Genomic DNA, 24,432 nt, shown 5'->3' with positions numbered 1-24,432 from the left:
AGCAGAGCGATCTGCATTCCCAGCTAAAAGCTGGGAACGAGAGGGAGAGGACGGTGGGGGGTGTTAACCCTCATTCGCGACTCATGGTAATAAAATCGCTCTCTCCAATCCAGCCGGAATTGACACCACTTAAAGTAACCAAGACCTCATTTGTAGAGGTTATGCGAATGGAAGTACCAACACTGCTGTTAGTCACAGTCAAAGCCCCATAAGTTAATCCCTTGGATAAACCGAGTTTATCAACACCATCTTCATAGCCGTAGATAATATCAGTACCCTGACCAGAGGCGAGAACATAAGTATCTGCACCGCCACCACCATTGAGGTTGTCGTTACCCGCACCGCCATTGAGAACGTCATTACCCATACCACTGTAGAGCCGATCGCTACCACTACCTCCTTTCAGGATATCGTTACCTGTACCGCCACTGAGGGATACAGTACCGAGGGTGAAACTTGAAGCGTCTATGGTGTAACCGCTATTACCAGTGTATAAATTGACCTGTTCAATGCTTTTGAGAGTATCATTCCCAGGGCCAACAAGCTGTGTATTTGTGAGCAGGATATTACCATCAACAACTTCACTTAGAGTATCAACACCATCACCACCATCTAGGAAATCGTTGCCTTTACCACCAATAAAAAGGTCGTTACCAGCTCCACCGATAAGCATATCGTTGCCATTGTTTACAGATGTGTGGTCATTGCCAGTCCCGCCGGATAAAATATCATCGCCTTCGCCACCATAGAGAGTATCATCTCCATCTTGCCCTGATAAAACGTCATTGCGACTTCCACCAGTCAGGATATCATTACCTGCACCGCCGTTTAAATAAACTGTGCCTGAGGTAAAACCTGAAGCATCTATAGTATTGTTACTATTTCCACCAGTCAGTTTTGCCCCTTCAATATTAATCAAAGTATCAGTACCTAGACCAGTCAATCGTGTGTTCGTTAGAGAGAAGTTGACATCTGCTGATTCATTAACATCATCGTTGCCATCACCACCGTCAAGGATATCATTCCCTTCACCACCGTATAGGTTATCGAAGTCTGCACCGCCGTAGAGAGTATCATCTCCTCCAGCGCCGTACAGGGTATCGTATCCTTCGTAGCCAAAAATTATGTCATTGTCTGCAGTTCCCGTAATATTATTATGACTTGATGTGCCATTTAGGATATTGGCGGGGGTACTGCGTTTAATTGTGACAGATTGTGTGGCACTGTTAATGATGCCGTCACTCACAGCAATTTGCAATTGGAAGTTAGAGTTGTTATCAAAGTTAAGGTCGTTGCTGTCGTTGACTGCGATTTCTCCAGTAGTTGGTTTGATAGTAAAAGCGGCTTTCCCATTACCGTTCTTGTCCAAATTGCCACTGATGATTCTCCAGTTGGATAAGCTGGTATTATCCAAGTCAGTGGCTACTACAGTACCGACAACTGTTCCGATTGCTGCGTTTTTATTGACACTAAATGTTTGATTGGGTGCGATCGCAGGCGTATCGTTGACGGCTGTTACATAAACAGTCTTGCTTACAGTAGCACTCGTTCCACCATCACCATCAGTCAGAACAAAGCTGACAGTGCGTGGAGTTGTAGTGGGGCTGTCTGAGACATTGGCGAAGGTGATATTGGCAAGGAGTGCTTGTACAGCAATTGGAGTAGCCTTGTCATTCAATGCGATCGCAAGGGGTTCCGTACCTATCCCACCCGTGAAACTACCAATTTCAACCGTATTGTAAATGACTGTATTTCCAGAAATCCCAATTTGATTTGCGCCTGTCCCTTGGTGACGGATAGCAAGACGGTCATTTGTTGTGCCATTATGACTGAAACCAACTGTGAGCTTACCATTGGCAAAGTTTAAAGAGTCAGGATCTGTGACAGTCGCAGTGGGGGCTATAAGTATTGCTGGAGCATTTTCCGTGTAGTAATAGTAAGTTCCTGGCAAACTCATAACCGGAGCATCGCTGACACCAACTTTTAAGGTGACTGTGGCAATATTGCTAGAATCAGCAATACTGTCGTTGGCTTTGTATTTAAAGGTATCAATCCCTTTAAAGCCAAGATTGGGTGTGTAACTAAAAGAACCATCCGAATCAAAGACAAGCTTACCATTAGCAGGACCGGAAACTAAAGTTGCTTTAAGATTGGTCTTTTCGCTATCAGTGTCATTAGTCAAAACCCCAGGAAGCAAATGAGAAGATGTGGCACGGTATTGTATGCGACCGCGCAAACTTTCTGAGGCGGGATCGCTGTCGCCATTTGCACGGAAACTGGCATCAAAGCTCACAATTTCGCTACCAAAACCGTAAACAACTTGGTTGACAGTAAACTCTCCGGTTAATTGGCTGTATGCTCGCCCCATACCTGAGACGTTAAGACTCGGTATTGTAGGTTGGGAAGGATAACGCATTGCACCCGTATAAGTACCAGGTGATAGCATCTGTTTATTTGGGGCGGTAAAGTCGAGAGACCAAGACTCACCATAATTTAGACCGTTAAAGCTAATGCTGACACCATTGTTAGAATTGCGTGCAGCGTTAAAAGTTCCATCAGCAAAAGCATAGTTGAAGTAATCGCTTTGACCAATATAGTTACCGCGATCGCTATCTATAATCAGAGATGTTGTCGCCGCCGCCGTCACCAAGGAGGTATTCTCCGACACCATATAAGTGTCATTCATCACGACTGGTAACACATTTGAACTCACAGCTTTACTTGTTACCCTAATATCATCAATGCCAATCCATTCATCATCACCAACAGCATCCGTTGTGATGAAGCGAACTTGTACTTGCGATCGATTGTTCGCTTCAGTTGGCAATACAACACTCATGCGGAGATCGCGAGTATCAGAGGAAGACAAAGTGGCGGCAGAATTGGATGCATCCGCTACAAAAGTTGTTGGCAAGTTTGTAAAGTTACCTGTATCGCCAATACGGTATTGCACAATCACAGGTTGGATCGCATTGCGAATTGAGCTATCGATATCCCGAAGCGTGTAATTGAGTCGGATATTCTGACGATTTGTGGCGTCTAAATAAAGTACCAAGTGTGGAGCATTGGCTGTTGATGAAGCCCTTAAAGCAACGGTGGGATTGCTTAACGCAAATTCTGCAATACCACTAGCAAGAAAAGTACTTGGATTGGTCTGATTTGCATGAACATTGATAGTTGTCGCCGCGCCATGACTGAGAACAGATTGGGGATCGATACCTGAGTGACTCACCAACCCATCACCTTGGAAACCTCTGATGCTAGGAATACGACTCCAATCATCATGAGTGGTGATGAGAGTGCTATTCGACCAATCTTGGCTGAGGTCGCTTGTTGCTAATTTATGGTAAACCACGTTTAACGGTGTTGCACCGCTATTGCTAGGTCCGAAGAAGCGTGCGACTGCAAAGTCATTGTTGGTAGCTCCTGTAGCATCAATCTTGCGAGAAGTTCCTACAACAACAATCTTGCGATCCGATTGAGCAGCAAGACTAAAAGCTGTATCACTCGTACTGGTGAGAGATGCGATCGCTTTACCACCATTGCCAAAACTGGTATCCAAGCTGCCATCAGGGTTGTAGGCAGCTAAGGCAAAGTCACCTGTATATAGTTCGCTACCATTAAAGAAAGAACCTCCCACCACAATCTTATCATCCGACAGAATCGCCATACTCTTGATACTGCTGACAGTACCACCCATATCTGTAATAACTTTGCCCCCATTGCCAAAGCTAGTGTCCAAACTCCCATTGGAGTTGTAACGTGTCAGGGCAAACTTAGAGTTAGATTGTCCTGCGACAACAATCTTGCCATTGGACTGCATAGCAACGTCGTAAGCCAACTCATTACTGCTGCCCAAGTCAGTAATGACCTTACCACCAACGCCAAAACTTGTATCTAAGCTACCATTAGGATTGTAGCGAACTAAGGCAAAGTCGGAGTTAGTGTCATTATCAACACCTCCAGCAACAAGAATCCTCCCGTCTGGTTGAATCACAACACTGTGGGATACTTCAGAGCCATTGCTAATAGCAGTGATGACTTTGCCACCATTCCCAAAACCAGTATCTAAGCTGCCATTGATGTTGTAACGTGTGAGAGCAATATCATAGTTGCTGCCATTATAAGTAGCTCCTGCAACCACAATTTTGCCATCTGGCTGTAACGCAACAGTGTAGCCCTCATCAGTACTATAGTCTGTGCGCGTGATGGGCGTCATCACTTTGCCGCCACTACCAAAACTAGTATCTGGCGTGCCATTGGCATTGTAACGTGCTACAACAAAGTCATCGATCGTCAAAGAATTGTTACTGTAGGCAGCACCTGCAACCACAATTTTGCCATCGGGTTGAATAATAACGCTACTTTCTTTCGTGTTGCTGCGGTTGATAGGAGTTATGACTTTACCGAGGTTCCCAAAACTGGTATCCAGATTGCCGTCAGCGTTGTAGCGTGTTAGGGCAAATTCCCAGCCAAAGGTACTACTGTTGTCAGTATACCCAAGTACCACAATCTTGCCATCTGGTTGAATTGCTACGCTTCTTGCACCATCGGAGTTGCTACCCAAATCGGTCAAGACTTTCCCGCCATTACCAAAGCTAGGATCGAAGTCGCCGGGTTTTAAAGCAAGCTTCACAGTCACAGTTTCACTAGCACTGGTGTTAGTACCATCGCTAACGTTAATTTGTAAATTTATACTGGGGTTAGTTTGGGGGTTGAGGTCGTCAATGTCATTAATAACAATCTCTCCAGTACTGTTATTTATGCTAAAGGCACCTTTGCTGTCATTATCGCGGTCAATGTTACCCCCTGCGATCGCCCAATTGGAGAAGGTGGTTCCATCCAAGTCAGTGGCTACCACAGCGCCGATAGCTGTTCCTTGAAAAAGGTTTTCTTTGACATAGAAACTTTGATTGGGCGTAATGACAGGCGTATCATTGACAGCAGTGATGTTAACAGTTGTAGTCACAGTGTTACTGGTTGCACCTTTATCATCCGTTAGAACAAAGCTGATAGTCCGTGGAGTCGTGGAGGGATTGTCTGAGACATTGGCAAAAGTAATGTTGTTAAGCAATCCATGTACTGCTACTTGGGAGGCGTTGGCGTTGAAGGTAACTTCCAAGGGAACAACACTATTACCTGTACTAAAAGTACCAATTTCCTGTGCATTATAAAAAACAGTATTTCCAGAGATGCCAATTAAACCCGTTCCTGTACCTTGGTGTTTGATGCTAAGGCGATCGCTAGTCGTACCGCCACTACTGATGCTGACAATCAGTTTGCCCATGTTAAAGTTGGGTGAATCTGGATCTGCCACCTTTGAATTGGGAGCTATGAATACGGGTGGTGCATTTTCAACGTAAGTGGAATTGCCTGACAAAGTTATAACAGGAGCATCGTTGATGGCGGTGATGTTAACCGTCTTGCTGACAGTAGCACTCGTTGCGCCGTCACCGTCAGTCAGGACAAAGCTGACAGTCCGTGGAGTCGTGGAAGGATTCTCTGAGATATTGGCAAAGGTAATGTTGCGAATCAATGCTTGAACGGCTGCTAGAGTTGCGTTGCTGTTAAAGGCGATCGCCAGAGGAATATTGCTAGTTCCTCCTGTAAAAGTACCAATTGCTGTTGTGCTATAGAAAACAGTATTTCCAGAGACACCAATCAAACCCGTACCTGTACCTTGGTGTTTGATGGCAAGGCGATCGTCAACGGTTCCGCCACTACTGATACTAACAGTCAGTTTGCCTGTATCAAAGTCAGAAGAGCCGTTGTCTGTGACAGTAGCATCATCAGCAATGTTGATAGGAGAAATGTTTTCTATGTATGAGGCGGGGCTTGTTCCCACCTTTAAGCTCGGTGCTAAATTGCCAACTTTTAAGGTGACTGTTGCAATATCAGAACTAGCAATGCCATCGCTAGCGCGGTAGGTAAAGGTATCAATACCATTGAACCCAGAATTGGGAGTGTAATGAAAGGAACCGTCAGGGTTGAAAATTAAGCTACCTTTGCTTGGACCAGAAACTAAAGTGGCTCTCAGTGTGCTTTTCTCACTGTCGGTGTCATTTGTTAAAACACCAGGAAGACTATTATCGTTTGTAGCACGGTATTGTATGCGACCTTTGAACGCTTCGTTAGCAGGGTCACCATCACCATATTCTAAGAAATTGGCATCAAAGCTGATAATCTCACTGTCAGAACTGTAAACAATTTGGTTGACGGTAAATTGACCCGTGAGGGTGTTGTAGCCGCGCCCATCTCCACCGACATCTAAACCGGGCTGGTTGCTGCTTTGGAATGGAAAGCGTGTTGCACCAGTATAGGTTGTACCTGCTGTCAGTGGTGCGTTAAGTGCTGCAGCAAACTCCAAGTGCCACCACGTACCACTACTGTCTGTGTCAGAATAATTAATTCGGACAGCATTGTTGCTAGAAGTATTTGTTGGGTAAGCACGTGAAGCACTGAAAGTTCCTGTGGCTGGTGTGTAACTATAGTAATCGCTCTGTCCGACATAGTTACCGCGATCGCTATCCAAGGTAAGCGCTGTGATAGCAGCACCCGTGACGAAGGAAGTATTTGCTGCCAAAGTATAAGTATCATTTGCGATCGCGGGAGCAAGATTAGCACTGATTGCTTGACTTGTTACCTTAATATCATCTATGCCAATCCATTCATCTTCACCCTGAGCGTCAGTGGTTATAAAACGGATCTGTACTTGTGCTTGGTTGTGAACTTCATTGGGTAAAACCACTCTCAAGCGTGCTTCGCGCATATCATAGGAAGCATCAGTTGTTGCAGCATTAGAAGCGTCGGGAACAAAAGCAGCTGGCAAATTGATAAACGTCCCTGTGTTACCAATGCGATATTGTACGGCAACAGGTTGGATGCTGTTGCGGCTTGAGGTATCAATGTCCTTGAGTGTAAAATTCAATTGAATGCTCTGACGCCCTGTCGCATCAAGATAAAGCACCAGGTGAGGCGCATCTGCATCTGAGGAACCTCGCAGTGCGATCGCGCCGCCAAATTCAGCAATCCCACTACCCGTACTGGTATTTGGATAAGCTTGATTGGCAATAACGTTAATAGCAGTTCTAGAACCGTCAGCGTTGACTGATTGTGGATCGACACCAAGACTGTTGACTAAATTATCGCCTCGGAAGCCCCTAACACTTGGTAAACCGCTCCAATCATCATCAACTTTAATTAAATCGGAGTTAGACCAGTCTTGGCTAAAGTGGCTATCAACCAATTTATGATAAACAGGATTGATCGTGGGGTTGACTTTAATTGAAGCCGTGTCTGTTGCACGACTAAAGGCAGTTGTGCCACCGTTAGTTGTAGTATCAGCTATGTTACCGTTGCTACCACTAGTTCTATCCCAAGCGCGAAAAGCGATCGCGCTGTCGATGATACCGTTGAAATTAACATTAGGTTGAAAGTAAACACGGGTGTTGACATCTGCTGATAAGAGACGAGCACTACCATTAGAAACCTCACCCAAAGGATTCCAGTTCGCACCATTGTTTGTAGTGTAATACCAGTTGCCAAAGTTGGGATTGACAGAGGTGACAGCGATACCCGCAAGAGCACCTTTGTTGTTGTCAATGACGTTTTTGCCCGAGCTGACTAGAGAGGAAACTGGGGTACCTACCGCTCCAATAGGTATGCTAGCGTTTTCGTTAATTGAGTTAAGGGAAACAGTTGTGTCAATTAAAGAGGGAGCTATATTGTTGGATGTTCCTAAGTAGCGAACAACTGCAAAATTATTGTTGCTATTCCCCACCACGACTATATTGCCATCGGATTGAAGTGCAAGACCATATGCCATATCAGTTGTATGACTGATAGGTGTCATAACTTTGCCACCATTACCAAAGCTTGTGTCCGGGCTACCATCTGGGTTGTAGCGGACTAGGGCAAATTCAGTGAGTTCGGTGTTATTACCTGTGAAGAGATGCCCTGCTGCAACAATCTTACCATCAGACTGAATGGAAATACCTTCGATTTTACTGACGGAACTACCCATATCAGTGATTATCTTACCGCTATTTCCAAAGCTATTGTCCAAGCTACCATCTGGGTTGTAGCGGACTAGGGCAAATTCAGAGTTGCCTTGTCCTCCCAAGATAATTTTGCCATCTGGCTGAATGGCTATGCTAGAAACCCAATCAGAGGCACCACTGATGGGAGTAATAATCTTACCTCCATTGCCAAAGCTGCTATCCAAACTCCCGTTGGAATTGTAGCGTATTAAGGTAAAGTCGAAGTTACTACCATTACCATTATCAGCAGAACCTGTAACCACAATCTTGCCATCTGACTGAACGGCAATGCTCTTAAATACCTCGTAACCATTGGCGGCAATAGAAGTCATAACTTTACCACCATTGCCAAAGCTCGTATCTAAGCTGCCATTTACGTTGTAGCGTATCAAAGCAGAGTCATGACTGCTACCATTGTAGGTAGACCCCGCAACAACAATCTTACCGTCTGCTTGAATGGCAACACTGTACCCTTCATCATTATCAGTACCTATGGGAGTTGTGACCTTGCCATTACTGCCAAAACTACTGTCTGGTGTACCGTCGAGATTGTAACGTGCAACTAGAAAATCATTGCTATTATTTCCACTGTAGGAAGCACCTGCCACTAGGATTTTGCCATCAGGCTGAATGACTAGTTGATTAGTACTGTTGTTATTACGGCTAATGTTGGTAATAATTTTACCTCCAATGCCAAAACTATTGTCCAAACTGCCATCAATGTTGTAGCGTGCGAGTGCATATTCAAAGCCGAAGCTAGTGCTGTTTTCAGCATAGCCTAGCACCACTATCTTGCCATCAGATTGTATGGCAACACTGATGGCACGATCTCTATCGCCGCCAAAATCTGTAATGACCTTACCTCCAATGCCAAAGCTGGGGTCGAGGTCGCCTGCTTGAGGTAAAAGTTTTATAGAGACTATTTCATTAGCACTAGTAGCAGTACCATCACTGACATTAACTTGAAGATTTACGCTGGGGTAGGTTTGAAAATCTAGATCGTCAATATCGTTAATGGCAATGTCTCCACTGGTACTGTTAATGCTGAAAGCGTTCTGACTATCACCATCTTTGTTAAGATTACCAGATACGATCGCCCAGTTAGTGAATGTCGTATTTGCCGCATCTACATCTGTAGCAGTGACAACACCGATTATTGTTCCATGACTTGGGTTTTGAGGAACACTGAAGCTGTAACCGAGTGTAACAACAGGAGCATCGTTAACGGAATTCACAGCGATTGAGGCGGTGTCAGTGGTACTGCTAAAAGCGGTATTACCTCCATTTATACTTGTGTCAGCAGTACCACCATTGAAACCGCTCGTTTGGTTCCAAGCACGGAAAGTCAGAGCATCAGCGATCGCACCGTTGTAATTAGAATCGGGACGGAAATAAACCCTCGTGTTGGTATCTGCTGCTAAGAGGCGAGCATTGTTGGCAGACACCGAACTTAAAAAATTCCAGCTTACCCCATTGTTTGTACTGTAATACCAACTGCCACCATAGTTAAGATTAGTAGCAGTAACAGCAATACCGATCGTTGCTCCATTATTTTCGTCGGTAACATTTTTACCCAAACTGACCAGTGAGGAGACTAAGGTACCCACTGCTCCATAGGGTGTGCCAGCATCTTCGTTTATGGAATTCAGGGTGACCGTGGTATCGATTAAATTAGGGGCTTTAGGAGATGGGGTAGAAGTTATGCTGTCGGAAACCCCCTCATAACGAGCTACAACAAAATCTCCGCCACCGCTTCCTACCACAACAATTTTGTTATCAGATTGCAGGGTAAGACTGTGATGTCCGTCGCTACCACTGCCAACAGATGTAATGACTTTACCGCTATTACCAAAGGTAGTGTCTAATGTACCATTAGGATTGTAAGCTGCTAGAGCCAAGTCCATGTTATTGCTGTTTTGGGCAAACCCTGTCACTATAATCTTGCCGTTTGGGTGAATCGCAAGGCTAAAGCCAGCGTCTACACCACTGCCAATGGGAGTGGTAACCTTACCACTGCTGCCAAAGCTAGTATCTAATGTGCCATTGGTGTTGTAACGTGCCAGAACAAAGTCCCTGTTAGACCCTGCCATGACAATCTTTCCATCTGGCTGAAGGGCAATGCTATAGCCTGAGTACCGCTCGATACCGAAATCAGTAATAACCTTACCGCCCATGCCAAAGCTAGTGTCCAATGTGCCGTTCGGGTTATAGCGGCTGAGGGCAAAGTCGCCAGCCGCAGACCCTCCGACAACTATCTTGCTATCTGGCTGAATGACGATACTGTAGATAACATCTTGATCTGTGGTCATGGAGGTAACAACTTTGCCTCCATTCCCAAAGCTACTGTCCGGGGTACCATTGGGGTTATAACGTACCAGAGCAAAGTCAAGATCGCTGTGACTTGTTGAGATATTGCTAATATACCCGCCGACAACAATTTTGCCATCTGACTGAATGGTGACACAGTTAGCCCAGTCCCCCAAACTGCTAATGGGAGTGATAACTTTACCGCCATTCCCAAAGCTGGTGTCCAAGCTTCCATTGGTGTTGTAGCGTGCTAGAGCAAAGTCAGTTTGGCTGTTACTCCAAGCCACTCCCGCAACTACAATCTTGCCATCGGACTGAATTGCAACACTATTGCCGTGGTCGGTGCTACCATTGAAGTCAGTCACCACTTTACCACCAGAGCCAAAGCTAGAGTCTAAGGTACCGTTGGTGTTGTAACGTGCTAGAGCAAAGTCTCCGTTAGACCCCGCAACGACTATTTTGCCATCAGACTGAATGGCAACACTATTCGCTGAGTCAAAATTGCCAAGGTTGGTAAAAACTTTTCCACCCATACCAAAGCTAGGGTCGAGATCTCCAGGGTTAAGAAGTGAAACGCTGACAGTTTCATTTGCACTTGTGGTAAAACCATCACTCACATTCACTTGCAAATTGATTTTCGGGTAAATACTAGGTTTAAGATCGTTAACGTCGTTAATCACAATTTGACCGGTATTGGAATTAATGCCGAAAGCAGCAATACCATTACCATTGAGGTCAATGTTACCCCCTGTGATTTTCCATTGAGATAAGGTAGAGTTGTCATCCACGTCAGTCGCAGCCACAGTCCCAATGACTGTCCCAGAAGTGGCGTTTCTGGGAGGAATGTTGAAGCTTTGATTGGGTGCGATCGTCGGAGCATCATTGACAGGATCGACAGAGATCGCCGCCGTGCTCGTAGCATAACTTAATGCTGTAGAACCGCCAACAGAAACTGTGCTAGCAGTACCGCCATTGATTCCCGTAGTTCGATCCCAAGCATGAAAAGTCAGGGCGTTATTGATAATACCGTTGTAGTTAGAGTTGGGGCGGAAGTAAATGCGGGTGTTAGCATCTGCTGCTAACAAACGAGCGGTGCTTCCAGAAAGCTCACCCAAAGGATTCCAGTTAGTACCGTTGTTAGTGCTGTAATACCAACTACCGTAAGTTGTGTTTGCAGAGGCGATCGCAATCCCAGTAACCGCGCCAGTGTTGGAATCACTGACATTTTTGCCAAAGCTGACTAAAGAAGACACTAAAGTACCAACCGCTCCGGAAGGTGCGCCAGCATCTTCATTGACTGAGTTGAGGGTAACAAAAGTGTTAGTGAGAATAGGAGCCTTATTTTCTGAGGGAGTTGTACTTGAGGAATGAGTATCTAACGACCAAATTTCAGATCCATCGGAACCGTTATCCGCTACAAAGTACAATTTGCCATTAATATATGTGAGGTTAGATGGATTCGACGAGCCAAAACCGGAGTCTATGTCTGTCATCCGGACAGGAGTCTCATTGCTGTCAAGTTTCCAAAGTTCAGTGCCGTAAGTTGGATCGTTAATATTAAAGTAGAGAGTACCGTTAACATTGGTCAAGTCAGACAAACTTGAATATCCACCGCTAGCAGTAAAGTTACTGACACGCAGGGGAATACCTTGGTTGTCCAACTTCCACAATTGTGTGCCAAAGTTAGGACTAAAAGCAGTAAAGTAGAGAGTGTTATTAACAACAGTTAAGAAGTTGGGACTTGACGAATGTCCACCGGGGTAGATATCGCTGACGCGCACAGCGCTACCATTGGTGTTTATCTTCCAGAGTTCGTTACCGTAAGTTGGTTCATGAGCAGTAAAATACAGAGAGCCATTAAAATTCGTGAGGTTGGACGGATTTGAGCCATTGATACCAGGGTAAATATCTTGAACGCGTACCGGAGTATCATTACTGTTGAGTTTCCACAGTTCCCTACCAGTGGTTTGCTCGTAAGCCGTGAAGTAGAGGGTTCCATTCACATTTATTAAGTCAGATGGACCGTGGGAAATAGTGTTTCCTGGGAGAATGTCGCTTAGGCGTACAGGAATCCCCTGACTGTTTAGCTTCCAGAGTTCCCAACCATATGTTGGCTCGTAAGCAATGAAATAAAGAGTACCGTTGACATTTGTGAGGTAGTGGTTTTGACTGGATGAAATTGACGTTCCACTTCCAGGATTGATGTCACTCACACGCACTGGATGACCATTGCTATCTATCTTCCATAATTCAGAACCGTAAGTACTGTCGTAAGCACAAAAGTAGAGAGTCCCGTTGACATCTACGAGGTTCCCTGGATCTGACGGTTCATCGGTATTGATATCTTTGACAAGAGCGGGAAGACCGTTATTATTTATTTTCCATAATTTTAGACCGGATTGTCCATTTCTAGCAGTGAAATAAAGAGTGCCATTGACAACTTTTAAGTTGGACACAAAGGATGAAGCACTACCAGGGTAGAGATCGGCGACACGAACGGGAGTCCCGTTGCTATCTATTTTCCAGAGTTCTCTACCGGAAGATTTATCGTCAGCAGTAAAATATAAGGTGCCATTAACATTTGTCAGGTTAGCAGGAGGTTGAAGCCCTTTTTTGTTGATGTCGCCAACAAGAGTAGGAGTACCAGTAGTGTTGAGTTTCCAAAGTTCTGTACCCAAGATGCCATCATTAGCACTGAAATAAAGAGTGTCATTGATAACAGTCAGATTTGACGGGTTAGAGGAGCCACTACCAGAGAAAATATCACTCACGCGCACGGGAATGCCGTTGCTGTTTATTTTCCACAATTCCGAACCTGCTCCATCACTAGCTGTAAAGAAGAGGGTACCATTAACATTTGTCAGATTTGATATAGGTGGTACGCCGTAAGAGTAGATGTTAGTCAGACGAAGGGGAGCGCCATCTTTGTCTACTGTCCACAACTGCAAACCAAACACTGGATCTGTAGCAGTGAAGTAAAGAATACCATTAACATTTGTCAGGTTTGATGGGTGTGATGAACTACCGCCAGAGAAAATATCGCTGACGTGGGTAGGAACTCCGTTACTATCTAGCTTCCAGAGTTCTACGCCAGATGTGCCATCATTGGCAGTGAAGTAAAGAGTTCCATTAACATTTGTCAAGTTTGATGGATTCGAGGATTGATAGCCAGTATAAATGTCCTTAATGCAAACGGGAAGACCGTTACTGTCTATTTTCCACAGTTCTGTACCCAATCCATTCGTTGCGGCAAAATAAAGAGTGCCATTGATATTTGTGAGGTTTGGCGTGGGAGAGTTACTGTTAAAGTAGAAATCGTTACTGACAGGAACGGGAACACCTTTAATATTATCTAGCTTCCACAATTTTCTGTTAGAGCTAGAGGTTGAATCAGCAGCTATAAAGTAAAGAGTCCCGTTGACATTTATCAAATTTGACGGATTAGAGGAGCCAGAACCAGAGTAGATGTCGCTGATGCGAGCGATCGCACCCCCACTGTTCATTGCCCAGAGTTCGGTACCGTAATTTGGATCGATGGCAGTGAAGTAGAGAGTATTGTTAACAACAATCAAGTTGGCTGGATTAGAACCAAAGCTGTAAGCACTAGGATAAGAGCCACCTACACGGATAGGAGAGCCATTACTGTCTATTTTCCATAGTTGAGAACCGGAAATAGAATCGTTGGCTGTGAAATAAAGAGTCCCGTTAAAAACCGTGAGATTTGATGGTTTAGATGATGTCAAGCTAGGGAAAAGATCGGAAACACGGACGGGAATGCCATTACTATCTAGCTTCCACAATTCTGTACCGTGAGTGGAATCGCTAGCAGTAAAGTAAATGGTGCCGTTGACATTGATTATGTTTGAAGGATCGGAACTTTGATTGGAAGCGTCAAAATTAGTTAACTTTAGGGTCATAACTATTGGAAATTTTAGTGTAAAGACAATAGGACTTAAGCATAGCCCCTAATTTATCGGGTGTTAGGGAAGATTGTACTAACCAGAGATAAAAACAGTTTTAGGCAAAATCCCCCAAATAAAAAACTTATTGTTCCAAAATTATATTGACCGAGAGCGAGTCATCCTTACCTGAAGGAAAATGCTGAAATATTAACAACAATTTTTAAATGTTTCTTTATAAACATAACAGCAACGTAGTTAACTCAAAGTTTTCAATGCGATCGCGATCCCCAGGATTTACAGATAGGTTTGTAAAGCCAAGATAAAAATTAATTCTGCTAAGATAAAGAATATGTTTTTTCTGTAAAGTGAAAGAGTTCCGCAACACGGATCTATAGATATGGAGAAATAGTAGGATATTTTGAAAGAAAAACTACTAATGGGGTAGTAGAAGGAATTAATAATAAATTGAGACCCACTAGAAGCGCTCTAGTGGGTACAATTTAAAAATCGATTCAATTGATACTATTATGACAACCAATCAACCACCAACCATAGAGCAACGCTTAAGCCGCTTAGAAAATTTCTTTGTCAACGTAGGTGAGAAAGTTGTAGAGCATGACGGCAACATTGATGTACTGGTAGCCAACATCCAGCAACTAACTGAAAACGTAGCAGCTACAAACCAAAGAATAGACGCGCTTACCGCAAACGTCCAGCAATTAACTGAGAACGTAGCAGCTACCAATGCACGAGTAGACACTCTAGCAGCAGAAGCAGCACAAGACCGCCAGCAAGCAGCTATAGACCGTCAAGAGTTCCGCAACTCAATCAATCAAATACTAAATTACTTACGTGACCGTAACGGGGGAAGTCCACCACAACAACAATAAACTCATATCTAACAAGATGATTAAAAACTTCAAAAAATCAATAACTCTCTCACCTCTTACCTCTGCGTACTCTGCGCCTCTGCGGTTCAAAATAAAATTTATTTAACCACAGAGACGCAGAGTACGCAGAGGAGAAAGATGAGGTTATGATATTAGCTGTTTAAAACAGTAAAATCGTTTTCCGCGATCGCACTGGAATTGATCCCACTTAAAATCGCTAAGATTTCAGTTGTGGCGGTATTCCGAATGTAAGTACTACCACCAGTGTAAGAAATCGTCAAAGCACCATAAGTTAATCCGCCAGATAAGCCGAGTTTATCAATACCATCTTCAAAGCTATAGATGGTATCGGTACCTTTACCAGAGGTAAGAACAAAAGTATCTGCACCGAGTTCTCCATAAAGTCTGTCATTACCTGTGTCACCGTTTAGCAAGTCATTACCAGCACCACCATATAAGATGTCATTACCTGCGTTACCATTCACGATGTCATTACCGTCTTGTCCGTACAAGTAATCATTGCTTGTACTTCCGTTGATGGTATCGTTACCTGCACCACCGTAAAGATAAACGCTACTCAAACTGAATGCTGATGCATCGATCGTATTGTTCCCAACACCACCTGTTAGGCTAATGCGTTCAATACTGCTGAGGGTATCAGTACCAAGTCCTGTGAGTTGGGTATTGGTGAGGGTAAAGTTGACATCTGCTGATTCACTCAGCACATCAAAGCCATCTCCACCGTCAATGGTATCATCACCCAAGCCACCGGACATGGCGTCATTGCCTGTGCCACCGTTGATGATGTCATTACCATCTTGCCCGTAGAGATAATCGTTACCTATACCGCCATTGATGGTATCGTTACCTGCACCGCCGTAAAGATAAAGGCTACCCAAACTGAATGCTGATGCGTTAATAGTGTTGTTACCAACACCACCTGTTAACGTGATGCGTTCAATGTTGCTGAGGGTGTCAGTACCCAGCCCTGTGAGTTGGGTGTTGGTGAGGGTAAAGTTAACATCTGCTGATTCACTCAGGACATCAAAACCATCTCCACCATCAATTGTGTCATCACCCAACCCGCCGAACACGTTGTCATTGCCTATACCACCTTTGATAATGTCATTTCCGTCTTGCCCGTACAAGTAATCATTGCCAGCATCGCCATTTAGGGTGTCATCTCCTGTAGCACCGTACAGGTAGTCATTACTCGCATGACCGTTGAGGATGTCGTTACCATCTTGTCCGTAGAGGTAATCAATAGCTGTACTACCGTTAATGGTATCGTTACCCGCACCTCCGTAAAGATAAACGTTACCCAAACTAAATGCTGATGCATCAATTGTGTTATTCCCAACACCACCTGTTAGGCTAATGCGTTCAATATTGCTGAGGGTATCAGTACCCAGTCCTGTGAGTTGGGTGTTGGTAAGGGTAAAGTTGACATCTGCTGATTCATTCAGTACATCAAAACCATCTCCACCATCAATTGTGTCGTCGCCCAAACCACCAAACAGGGTGTCATTACCTGTGCCACCATTGATGATATCATTACCGTCTTGTCCGTACAGGTAATCGTTACCTATACCGCCGTTGATGGTATCGTTACCCGCACCGCCATACAGGTAATCGTTGCCTTCATAACCATTTATGTTATCATTGGCTGCACTTCCAGTGAGCTTGTCGTTTGCAGGCGTACCATTTAGGGTATTTTCTATGACATCTTTGAGGTTCACTGTCACAGTTTGTGCATTGCTTGCGATCGCACCATCGCTGACAGTGACTTGCAATTGGAAGCTAGGATTGCTCTCAAAGTCTAGCTCATCGCGATCGTTGACTGTAATTTGTCCGCTATTAGAGTTAATGGTAAAAGCCGCAATCCCATCGCCATCTTTGTCAAGATTTCCACTTGCGATCGCCCAGTTAGATAAGACTGTGCTATCTACATCAGTCGCAATTACAGTCCCAACAACTGTGCCAATAGGAGTATTTTCACTGACACTAAAACTTTGATTGGAAGTAATAACGGGAGCATCGTTAACAGAAATAACGCTAACGTTTTTAATAACAGTCTTACTCGTACCACCATCACCGTCGGTAAGAACAAAACTAATACTGCGTAAATTTGTAATGGGATGTTCTGAAACATTGGCAAAGGTAATATTGCTCATCAATGCCTGTATGGCTTCTGCATTTGCCTTCTCGCCAAAGGTAATAACTAGAGGAACCGTACCCATACCACCAGTAAAGGTACCAATTAAACTGGTGTTATAATTAACTTCATTTCCAGAGATACCAATCAGACCTTCACCGATACCTTGATGGCGAATGGTAAGATAGTCATCGGCAGTACCACCAGCGCTGATGCTAACTGTCAGCTTACCCATGTCAAAGTTTGCGGAATCAAAATCCGTGACAGTTGCACTGGAGGCGATCGCAATGGCAGGTGCATTTTCGGTGTAGCTGGGGTTAGTTCCTGATAGTGCGATCGAAGGAGCTATATTGCTGGCAAGTCCTTCATAGCGAACCACTGCAAAATTATTGTTGGAACTACCAACAACAACAACTTTCCCGTCGGATTGAAGAGCAAGACTATAAGCGATATCAGCATCGCTACCTATGGGTGTGATAATTACACCACCATTCCCAAAACTGTTATCTAAACTGCCGTCAGCATTGTAGCGTACAACGGCAAAGTCGTTGGAGGACAAGTAGTTGTTGTGAGCGAATTCACCGCTAGCAACAATTTTCCCGTCAGGTAAAACAGCAATGCTCTGAATGCTGCTGAAACCATCCAAAGCGGTGATAATTTTACCGCCACTACCAAAGCTAGTGTCTAAGCTACCATTACTGTTGTAACGTGCTAAAGCGAAGTCACTGTTAGCTTCTCCTGCTGCTATAATTTTGCCATCCGACTGAATCGCAAGACTGTAAATTCTGTCAGTGTGATTGCCAATAGGTGTAAGAATTACCCCGCCAGTGCCAAAGCTGGTATCTAAACTGCCATCAGAGTTGTAACGCACTAAGGCAAAATCTTCACTACTACCACTAAAAGCGTAACCACCAGCTACAATTTTACCGTCTGATTGAATGACAATATCGAAACACACATCGTAGCCATAACTATTGCCAACGGGAGTGATGACTTTACCGCCACTACCAAAACTAGTATCTAAGCTACCATCAGGGTTATAGCGGACTACAGCATAATCGCGACTATTACTATACTCAATATATCCTGCAGTCACAATTTTGCCATCCGACTGAAGAGCAATGCTGTAGCTCTTATCGCTGCTGCTACCAATGGGAGTCATAACTTGACCATTTGTACCAAAGCTGGTGTCTGTGGTACCATCTGCGTTGTAACGTGCTACTACAAAGTCAGTATTACTACCATTTAAAGCAGCCCCTGCTATCAAAATCTTTCCGTCTGCCTGTAGGACAACGCTATTGTCGTCATAATTGGAGCTATTGGTAATAGAAGTGATGACTTTACCGCTACTCCCAAAATTGTTGTCCAAACTTCCATTAGTGTTATAACGGGTGAGAGCAAATTTGTTATTAGAGGCATATCCCAGCACTACAATTTTGCCATCTGCTTGAATTGCAGCACTTTTTGCAACATCGGAAGAACCTCCAAGATCGGTAATGACTTTACCGCCATTCCCAAAACTGGGATCGAGGTCCCCAGCTTTCAGCGCCAGCTTGACAGCCACAGTTTGATTGGCACTTGTAGCAGTACCATCACTGACGTTGACTTGCAGGTTTATACTGGAATTGCTTTGAGGATCGAGATCGTCGATATCGTTAATGGCAATCTCTCCATTGGTGCTGTTAATGCTGAAAGCGTTCTGACCATCACCATCTTTGTCAAGATTACCAGCTGCGATCGCCCAGTTACTGAATTTCGTGTTGGCTGTATCTACATCTGTAGCAGTGACAGCACCAATTATTGTCCCATTGCTTGGGTTTTGAGGAATACTGAAGCTGTAACCGGGTGTAACGACAGGAGCATCGTTAACAGAAATTACGGTGATGGAGGCGGTGTCAGTGGTACTACTAAAAGCAGTATTACCTCCATTGATAGTTGTGTCAGCAGTACCACCGTTGAAACCATTGGTTTGATTCCAAGCACGGAAAGTCAGAGCATCAGCGATCGTACCGTTGTAATCAGAACCAGGGCGGAAATAAAGCCTTGTGTTAGCATCCGCTGCTAGGAGGCGAGCATTGTTGGCGGACACTGAATTTAAAAAACTCCAACTTGCTCCATTGTTTGTACTGTAATACCAACTGCCACTATAGTAGGGATTAGTCGCGGTAACAGCAATACCTGTCACTTTACTGTTTTGGTCGGTAACATTTTTACCCAAGCTCACCAGTGAGGAGAGTGGAGTACCGACTACTCCATAGGGTATGCCAGCATCTTCGTTTATGGAATTCAGAATGACGGTAGTATCAATTAAAGTAGGCGCTGTAGGAGATGGGGTAGAGATTATGCCGTCGGATACCCCCTCATAACGAGTTACAACAAAATCCCCGCCGCCACCTCCTACCACAACAATTTTGTTATCGGATTGTAGGGCAATACCTTTACCTCCGTCACTACCACTGCCAACAGGTGTAATGACTTTACCGTTACTACCAAAGCTTGTGTCTAATGTACCATTGGGATTGTAAGCTACTAGAGCAAGGTCTCTGTTAGTGCCGTTTTCAGCAAACCCTGTCACCACAATCTTGCCGTTTGCTTGAATTGCAAGGTTGAAGCCAGCGTCTACACCACTGCCAACGGGGGTGATGACCTTACCATTGCTGCCAAAGCTGGTATCTAATGTACCATTGGTGTTGTAACGTGCTAAGACAAAGTCATTGTTAGACCCTGCCATGACAATTTTGCCATCTGGCTGCAGGGCAATACTGTAGCCTGAGGAGAAGTTACCAAAATCGGTAATAATTTTACCACTTACGCCAAAACTGGTGTCTAATGTACCGTTAAGATTGTAGCGACTGAGGGCAAATTTACCAGCCGCAGACCCCCCGACAACTATCTTGTTGTCCGGCTGAATGACGATACTGCTGATAGAATCTTGACCGAGGGTTATGGATGTAACAACTTTGCCCCCATTTCCAAAGCTAGTGTCCAAACTACCATTGGGGTTATAACGTACCAAAGCAAAGTCAAGGTCACTGGAACTTGAGTTAAGGCTAGTATGTCCTCCCACAATAATCTTGCCATCTGCCTGAATGGTGACACAATTGCCCCAGTCCCCCAAGCTGCCTATGGGAGTGATGACTTTACCCCCATTTCCAAAACTGGTGTCTAAGGTACCATTGGTGTTGTAGCGTGCTAGAGCAAAGTCAGTTTGGCTGTTACTCCAAGCGACTCCCGCAACTATAATCTTGCCATCGGACTGAATGGCAACGCTATTGCCGTGGTCGGTGCTACCATTGAAGTCAGTCACCACTTTACCACCAGCACCAAAGCTAGAGTCTAAGGTACCGTTAGTGTTGTAACGTGCTAGAGCAAAGTCTCCGTTAGACCCCGCAACGACTATCTTGCCATCAGATTGAATGGCAACACTATTCGCTGAGTCAATATTACCAAGGTTGGTAAAAACTTTTCCACCCATACCAAAGCTGGGGTCTGGATCTCCAGGGTTCAGAAGTTTAACGGTGACAGTTTCATTAGCACTTGTGGTAAAACCATCACTCACATTAACTTGCAAATTTATTCTTGGGTATGTACTAGGTTTGAGATCGTTAATGTCGTTAATAACAATTTGTCCGGTATTGGAATTAATACTGAAAGCAGAAATACCATTACCATTGAGGTCAATGTTACCTCCTGCGATCTTCCATTGAGATAAGGTAGAATTGCCATCCACGTCAGTTGCAGCTACAGTCCCAATAACTGTCCCGGAGGTAGCGTTTTTAGGAATGTTAAAGCTTTGATTGGGTGCGATCGTCGGAGCATCATTGACAGAAGAAACAAAGATCGAAGCCGTGCTCGTAGCATAACTCAATGCTGTAGAACCGCCCACAGAGGTTGTACTAGCTGTACCACCGTTGATCCCCGTGGTTCGATCCCAAGCATGAAAAATCAGGGCGTTGTTGATAGTACCGTTGTAGTTGGAGTTGGGGCGGAAGTCAATGCGGGTGTTAGCATCAGCTGCTAACAAACGGGCGGTGCTTCCAGAGAGTTCACCCAAAGGATTCCAGTTGGTACCGTTGTTAGTAGTATAGTACCAACTACCGTAAGTCGTGTTTGCAGAGGCGATCGCAATCCCAGTAACCGCACCATTTTCAGAGTCACTATCAAGGTCATTGACATTTTTGCCAAAGCTGACTATAGAAGACACTAAAGTACCAACTGCACCAGAAGGCGCACCAGCATCTTCATTGACTGAGTTGAGAGTTACATAAGTGTTAGTTAGAGTGGGAGCCGTATTTTCTGAGGGAGTTGTACTTGAGGAATGAGTATCTAACGACCAAATTTCAGATCCATCGGAACCGTTATCCGCTACAAAGTACAATTTGCCATCAATATACGTGAGGTTGGATGGATTAGACGAGCCAAGACTGGGGTCTATGTCTGTCATCCGGACAGGAGTCTCATTGCTGTCGAGTTTCCAAAGTTCAGTGCCGTAAGTTGGATCGTTAATATTAAAGTAGAGAGTACCGTTAACATTGGTCAAGTTAGACAAACTTGAATATCTACTGTTAGCAGTAAAGTTACTTACACGCAAAGGAATATCGTTACTGTCTAATTTCCATAACTCTCTGTTTGAACCAGAACTAACAGCAGTGAAGTAGAGAGTATCATTAACAACAGTCAAATTGCCTGGGTACGATCCACTACTTCCAGAGTAAAGATCGCTAACCCGCATTGCTGTACCATCACTACCAATCTTCCAAAGTTCGTCACCGTAAGTTGGTTCGTAAGCAGTAAAATACAGAGAGCCGTTAAAATTTGTGAGGTTGGACGGATTTGAGCCGTTGATACCAGGGTAAATGTCTTGAACGCTTACTGGAGTGTCATTGCTATCTAGTTTCCACAGTTCCCTACCAGTGGTTTGATCGTAAGCTGTAAAGTAAAGGGTTCCATTCACATTTATTAAGTCGGATGGAGAGTTGGAAACAGTATTTCCTGGGACAATGTCGCTCAGGCGTACAGGAATCCCTTCACTATTTAGCTTCCAAAGTTCCCATCCATATGTTGGCTCGTAAGCAGTGAAATAAAGAGTACCGTTGACATTTGTGAGGTAGCGGTTTTGACTGGATGAAACTGAACTTCCACTACCAGGATTGATGTCACTCACACGCACTGGATGACCATTGCTGTCTAGCTTCCATAATTCGGAACCGTAAGTACTGTCGTAAGCACTAAAGTAGAGAGTACCATTAACATCAACAAGATTACCTGGATCTGACGATCCATTGGGATTGATATCTTTGACAAGAGCAGGAAAACCGTTACTATCTATTTTCCAAAGTTCTATACCGGATTGTCCATTTGTAGCAGTGAAATAAAGAGTGCCATTGACAACTTTCAGGTTGGACACAAAGGATGAAGCACTACCAGGGTAGAGATCGGCGACACGAACGGGAGTCCCATTGCTATCTATTTTCCAGAGTTCTCTACCGGAAGATTTATCGTCAGCAGTAAAATATAAGGTGCCATTAACATTTGTCAGGTTAGCAGGAGGTTGAAGCCCTTTTTTGTTGATGTCGCCAACAAGAGTAGGAGTACCAGTAGTGTTGAGTTTCCAAAGTTCTGTACCCAAGATGCCATCATTAGCACTGAAGTAAAGAGTGTCATTAATAACAGTTAGATTGGATGGGTTAGAAGAGCCGCTACCAGAGAAAATATCACTCACGCGCAGAGGAATGTTGTTACTATTGAGCTTCCACAATTCTGAGCCAGATCCATCATGGGCTGTAAAGAAGAGCGTGCCATTAACATTTGTTAGATTTGATATGGGTGGTGTGTTGTAGCTAGCATAGATATTAGTCAGACGAACAGGAGTGCCATTGCTGCCTATTGTCCACAACTGCGAGCCATAAGTTGAATCGGTAACAGTGAAGTAAAGAGTACCGTTTACATTTGTCAGGTTTGATGGGTTTGATGAAGCACCGCCGGGGAAAATATCGCTAACGAGAGTGGGAACTCCGTTACTATCTAGCTTCCAAAGTTCTACGCCAGATGCACCATCATTGGCAGTGAAGTAAAGAGTCCCATTGACATTGGTTAAGTTTGATGGGTTCGAGGATTGGAAGCCAGCATAAATGTCTTTAATGCAAATGGGAGTACCGTTGCTGTCTATTTTCCACAGTTCCGTACCCAATCCATTATTCGTTGCGGTGAAATAAAGAGTGCCATTGATATTTGTGAGGTTTGGCGTGGGAGAGTTATTGTTAAAGTAGAAATCATTACTGACAAGAACGGGAATACCTCTAATATTATCTAGCTTCCACAATTTTCTGTTGGAGGTAGAATCAGCTGCTATAAAGTAAAGAGTCCCGTTAACATTTATCAGATTTGACGGATTAGAGGAGCCAGTACCAAAGTAGATGTCGCTGATGCGAGCGATCGCACCCCCACTGTTCATTGCCCAGAGTTCCGTACCGTAATTTGGATCGCTAGCAGTAAAATAGAGAGTATTGTTAATAACAGTCAAGTTGGCTGGATTGGAACCAAAGTTGTAGGCACTAGGATGAGAGCCACCCACACGGATAGGAGAGCCATTGCTGTCTATTTTCCATAGTTGAGAACCAGAAGTTGAATCGCTAGCAGTAAAATAAAGAGTCCCGTTAAAAATTGTTAGATTTGATGGTTTGGATGGTGTCGAACCAGGGAAAAGATCGAATACACGGATGGGAATACCATTACTATATAGCTTCCACAATTCTGTACCGTAAGTTGAATCGCTAGCAGTAAAGTAGATAGTGCCATTGACGTTGATTATGTTTGAAGGATCGGAACTTTGATTGGGAGCGTCAAAATTAGTTAGTTTTAGGTTCATGAGTATTGGAAATTTTAGTGTGAAGACAGACAGTTGATAGGTAGGTAGTATGCGGAAATAAAAACAGTTTCGGGTAGAAGCCCTCAACTGATAAAAAAACTCTATTTTGCCAAGACTATATTGACCGATCTCAAGTCATTCTTGCCTGAAGGAAAACGCTGAAATCTTGTCAGGATTTTTTGAAGTTTTCTTTATAAACAGAACAGCAACCTAGTTAACTCAAAGTTATCGATGTGATTATGAATCTCAGCATTTACAGAGATATTTGTAA

The 24,432-nt window shown here is 44.2% G+C and carries 3 protein-coding genes and 1 pseudogene; 2 read left to right on the top strand and 2 right to left on the bottom strand.

Going from position 1 to position 24,432, the window contains the following annotated elements:
• Positions 1-70 precede the first annotated feature (70 nt).
• Positions 71-14,263 (bottom strand): tandem-95 repeat protein, encoded by a 14,193-nt coding sequence (locus F7734_RS26870; RefSeq protein ID WP_155747681.1) that lies wholly within the window; start codon positions 14,261-14,263, stop codon positions 71-73.
• A gap of 381 nt (positions 14,264-14,644) precedes the next feature.
• Here F7734_RS26870 and F7734_RS26865 point away from each other — a divergent pair.
• A pseudogene (locus F7734_RS26865) lies at positions 14,645-14,716 on the top strand (hypothetical protein); the annotation flags it as partial.
• A 59-nt stretch (positions 14,717-14,775) separates the two neighbouring features.
• A complete protein-coding gene (locus F7734_RS26860) occupies positions 14,776-15,138 on the top strand; it encodes a hypothetical protein (RefSeq protein WP_155747680.1) in 363 nt (120 codons plus the stop codon).
• 152 nt (positions 15,139-15,290) lie between these two features.
• Here F7734_RS26860 and F7734_RS26855 read toward each other — a convergent pair whose 3' ends face one another.
• Positions 15,291-24,161: a cadherin domain-containing protein gene (locus tag F7734_RS26855; protein WP_155747679.1), complete on the bottom strand. Its 8,871-nt coding sequence runs from the start codon at positions 24,159-24,161 to the stop codon at positions 15,291-15,293.
• Positions 24,162-24,432 lie beyond the last annotated feature (271 nt).

Source organism: Scytonema sp. UIC 10036, from assembly GCF_009725235.1.
This window is presented reverse-complemented; position numbering and strand designations above follow the sequence as displayed.

What these genes read in the sequence shown, in the direction of transcription:
- F7734_RS26870 (WP_155747681.1), bottom strand. Translation starts at nt 14,263, where the DNA reads ATGACCCTAAAGTTAACTAATTTTGACGCTTCCAATCAAAGTTCCGAT.
- F7734_RS26860 (WP_155747680.1), top strand. Translation starts at nt 14,776, where the DNA reads ATGACAACCAATCAACCACCAACCATAGAGCAACGCTTAAGCCGCTTA.
- F7734_RS26855 (WP_155747679.1), bottom strand. Translation starts at nt 24,161, where the DNA reads ATGAACCTAAAACTAACTAATTTTGACGCTCCCAATCAAAGTTCCGAT.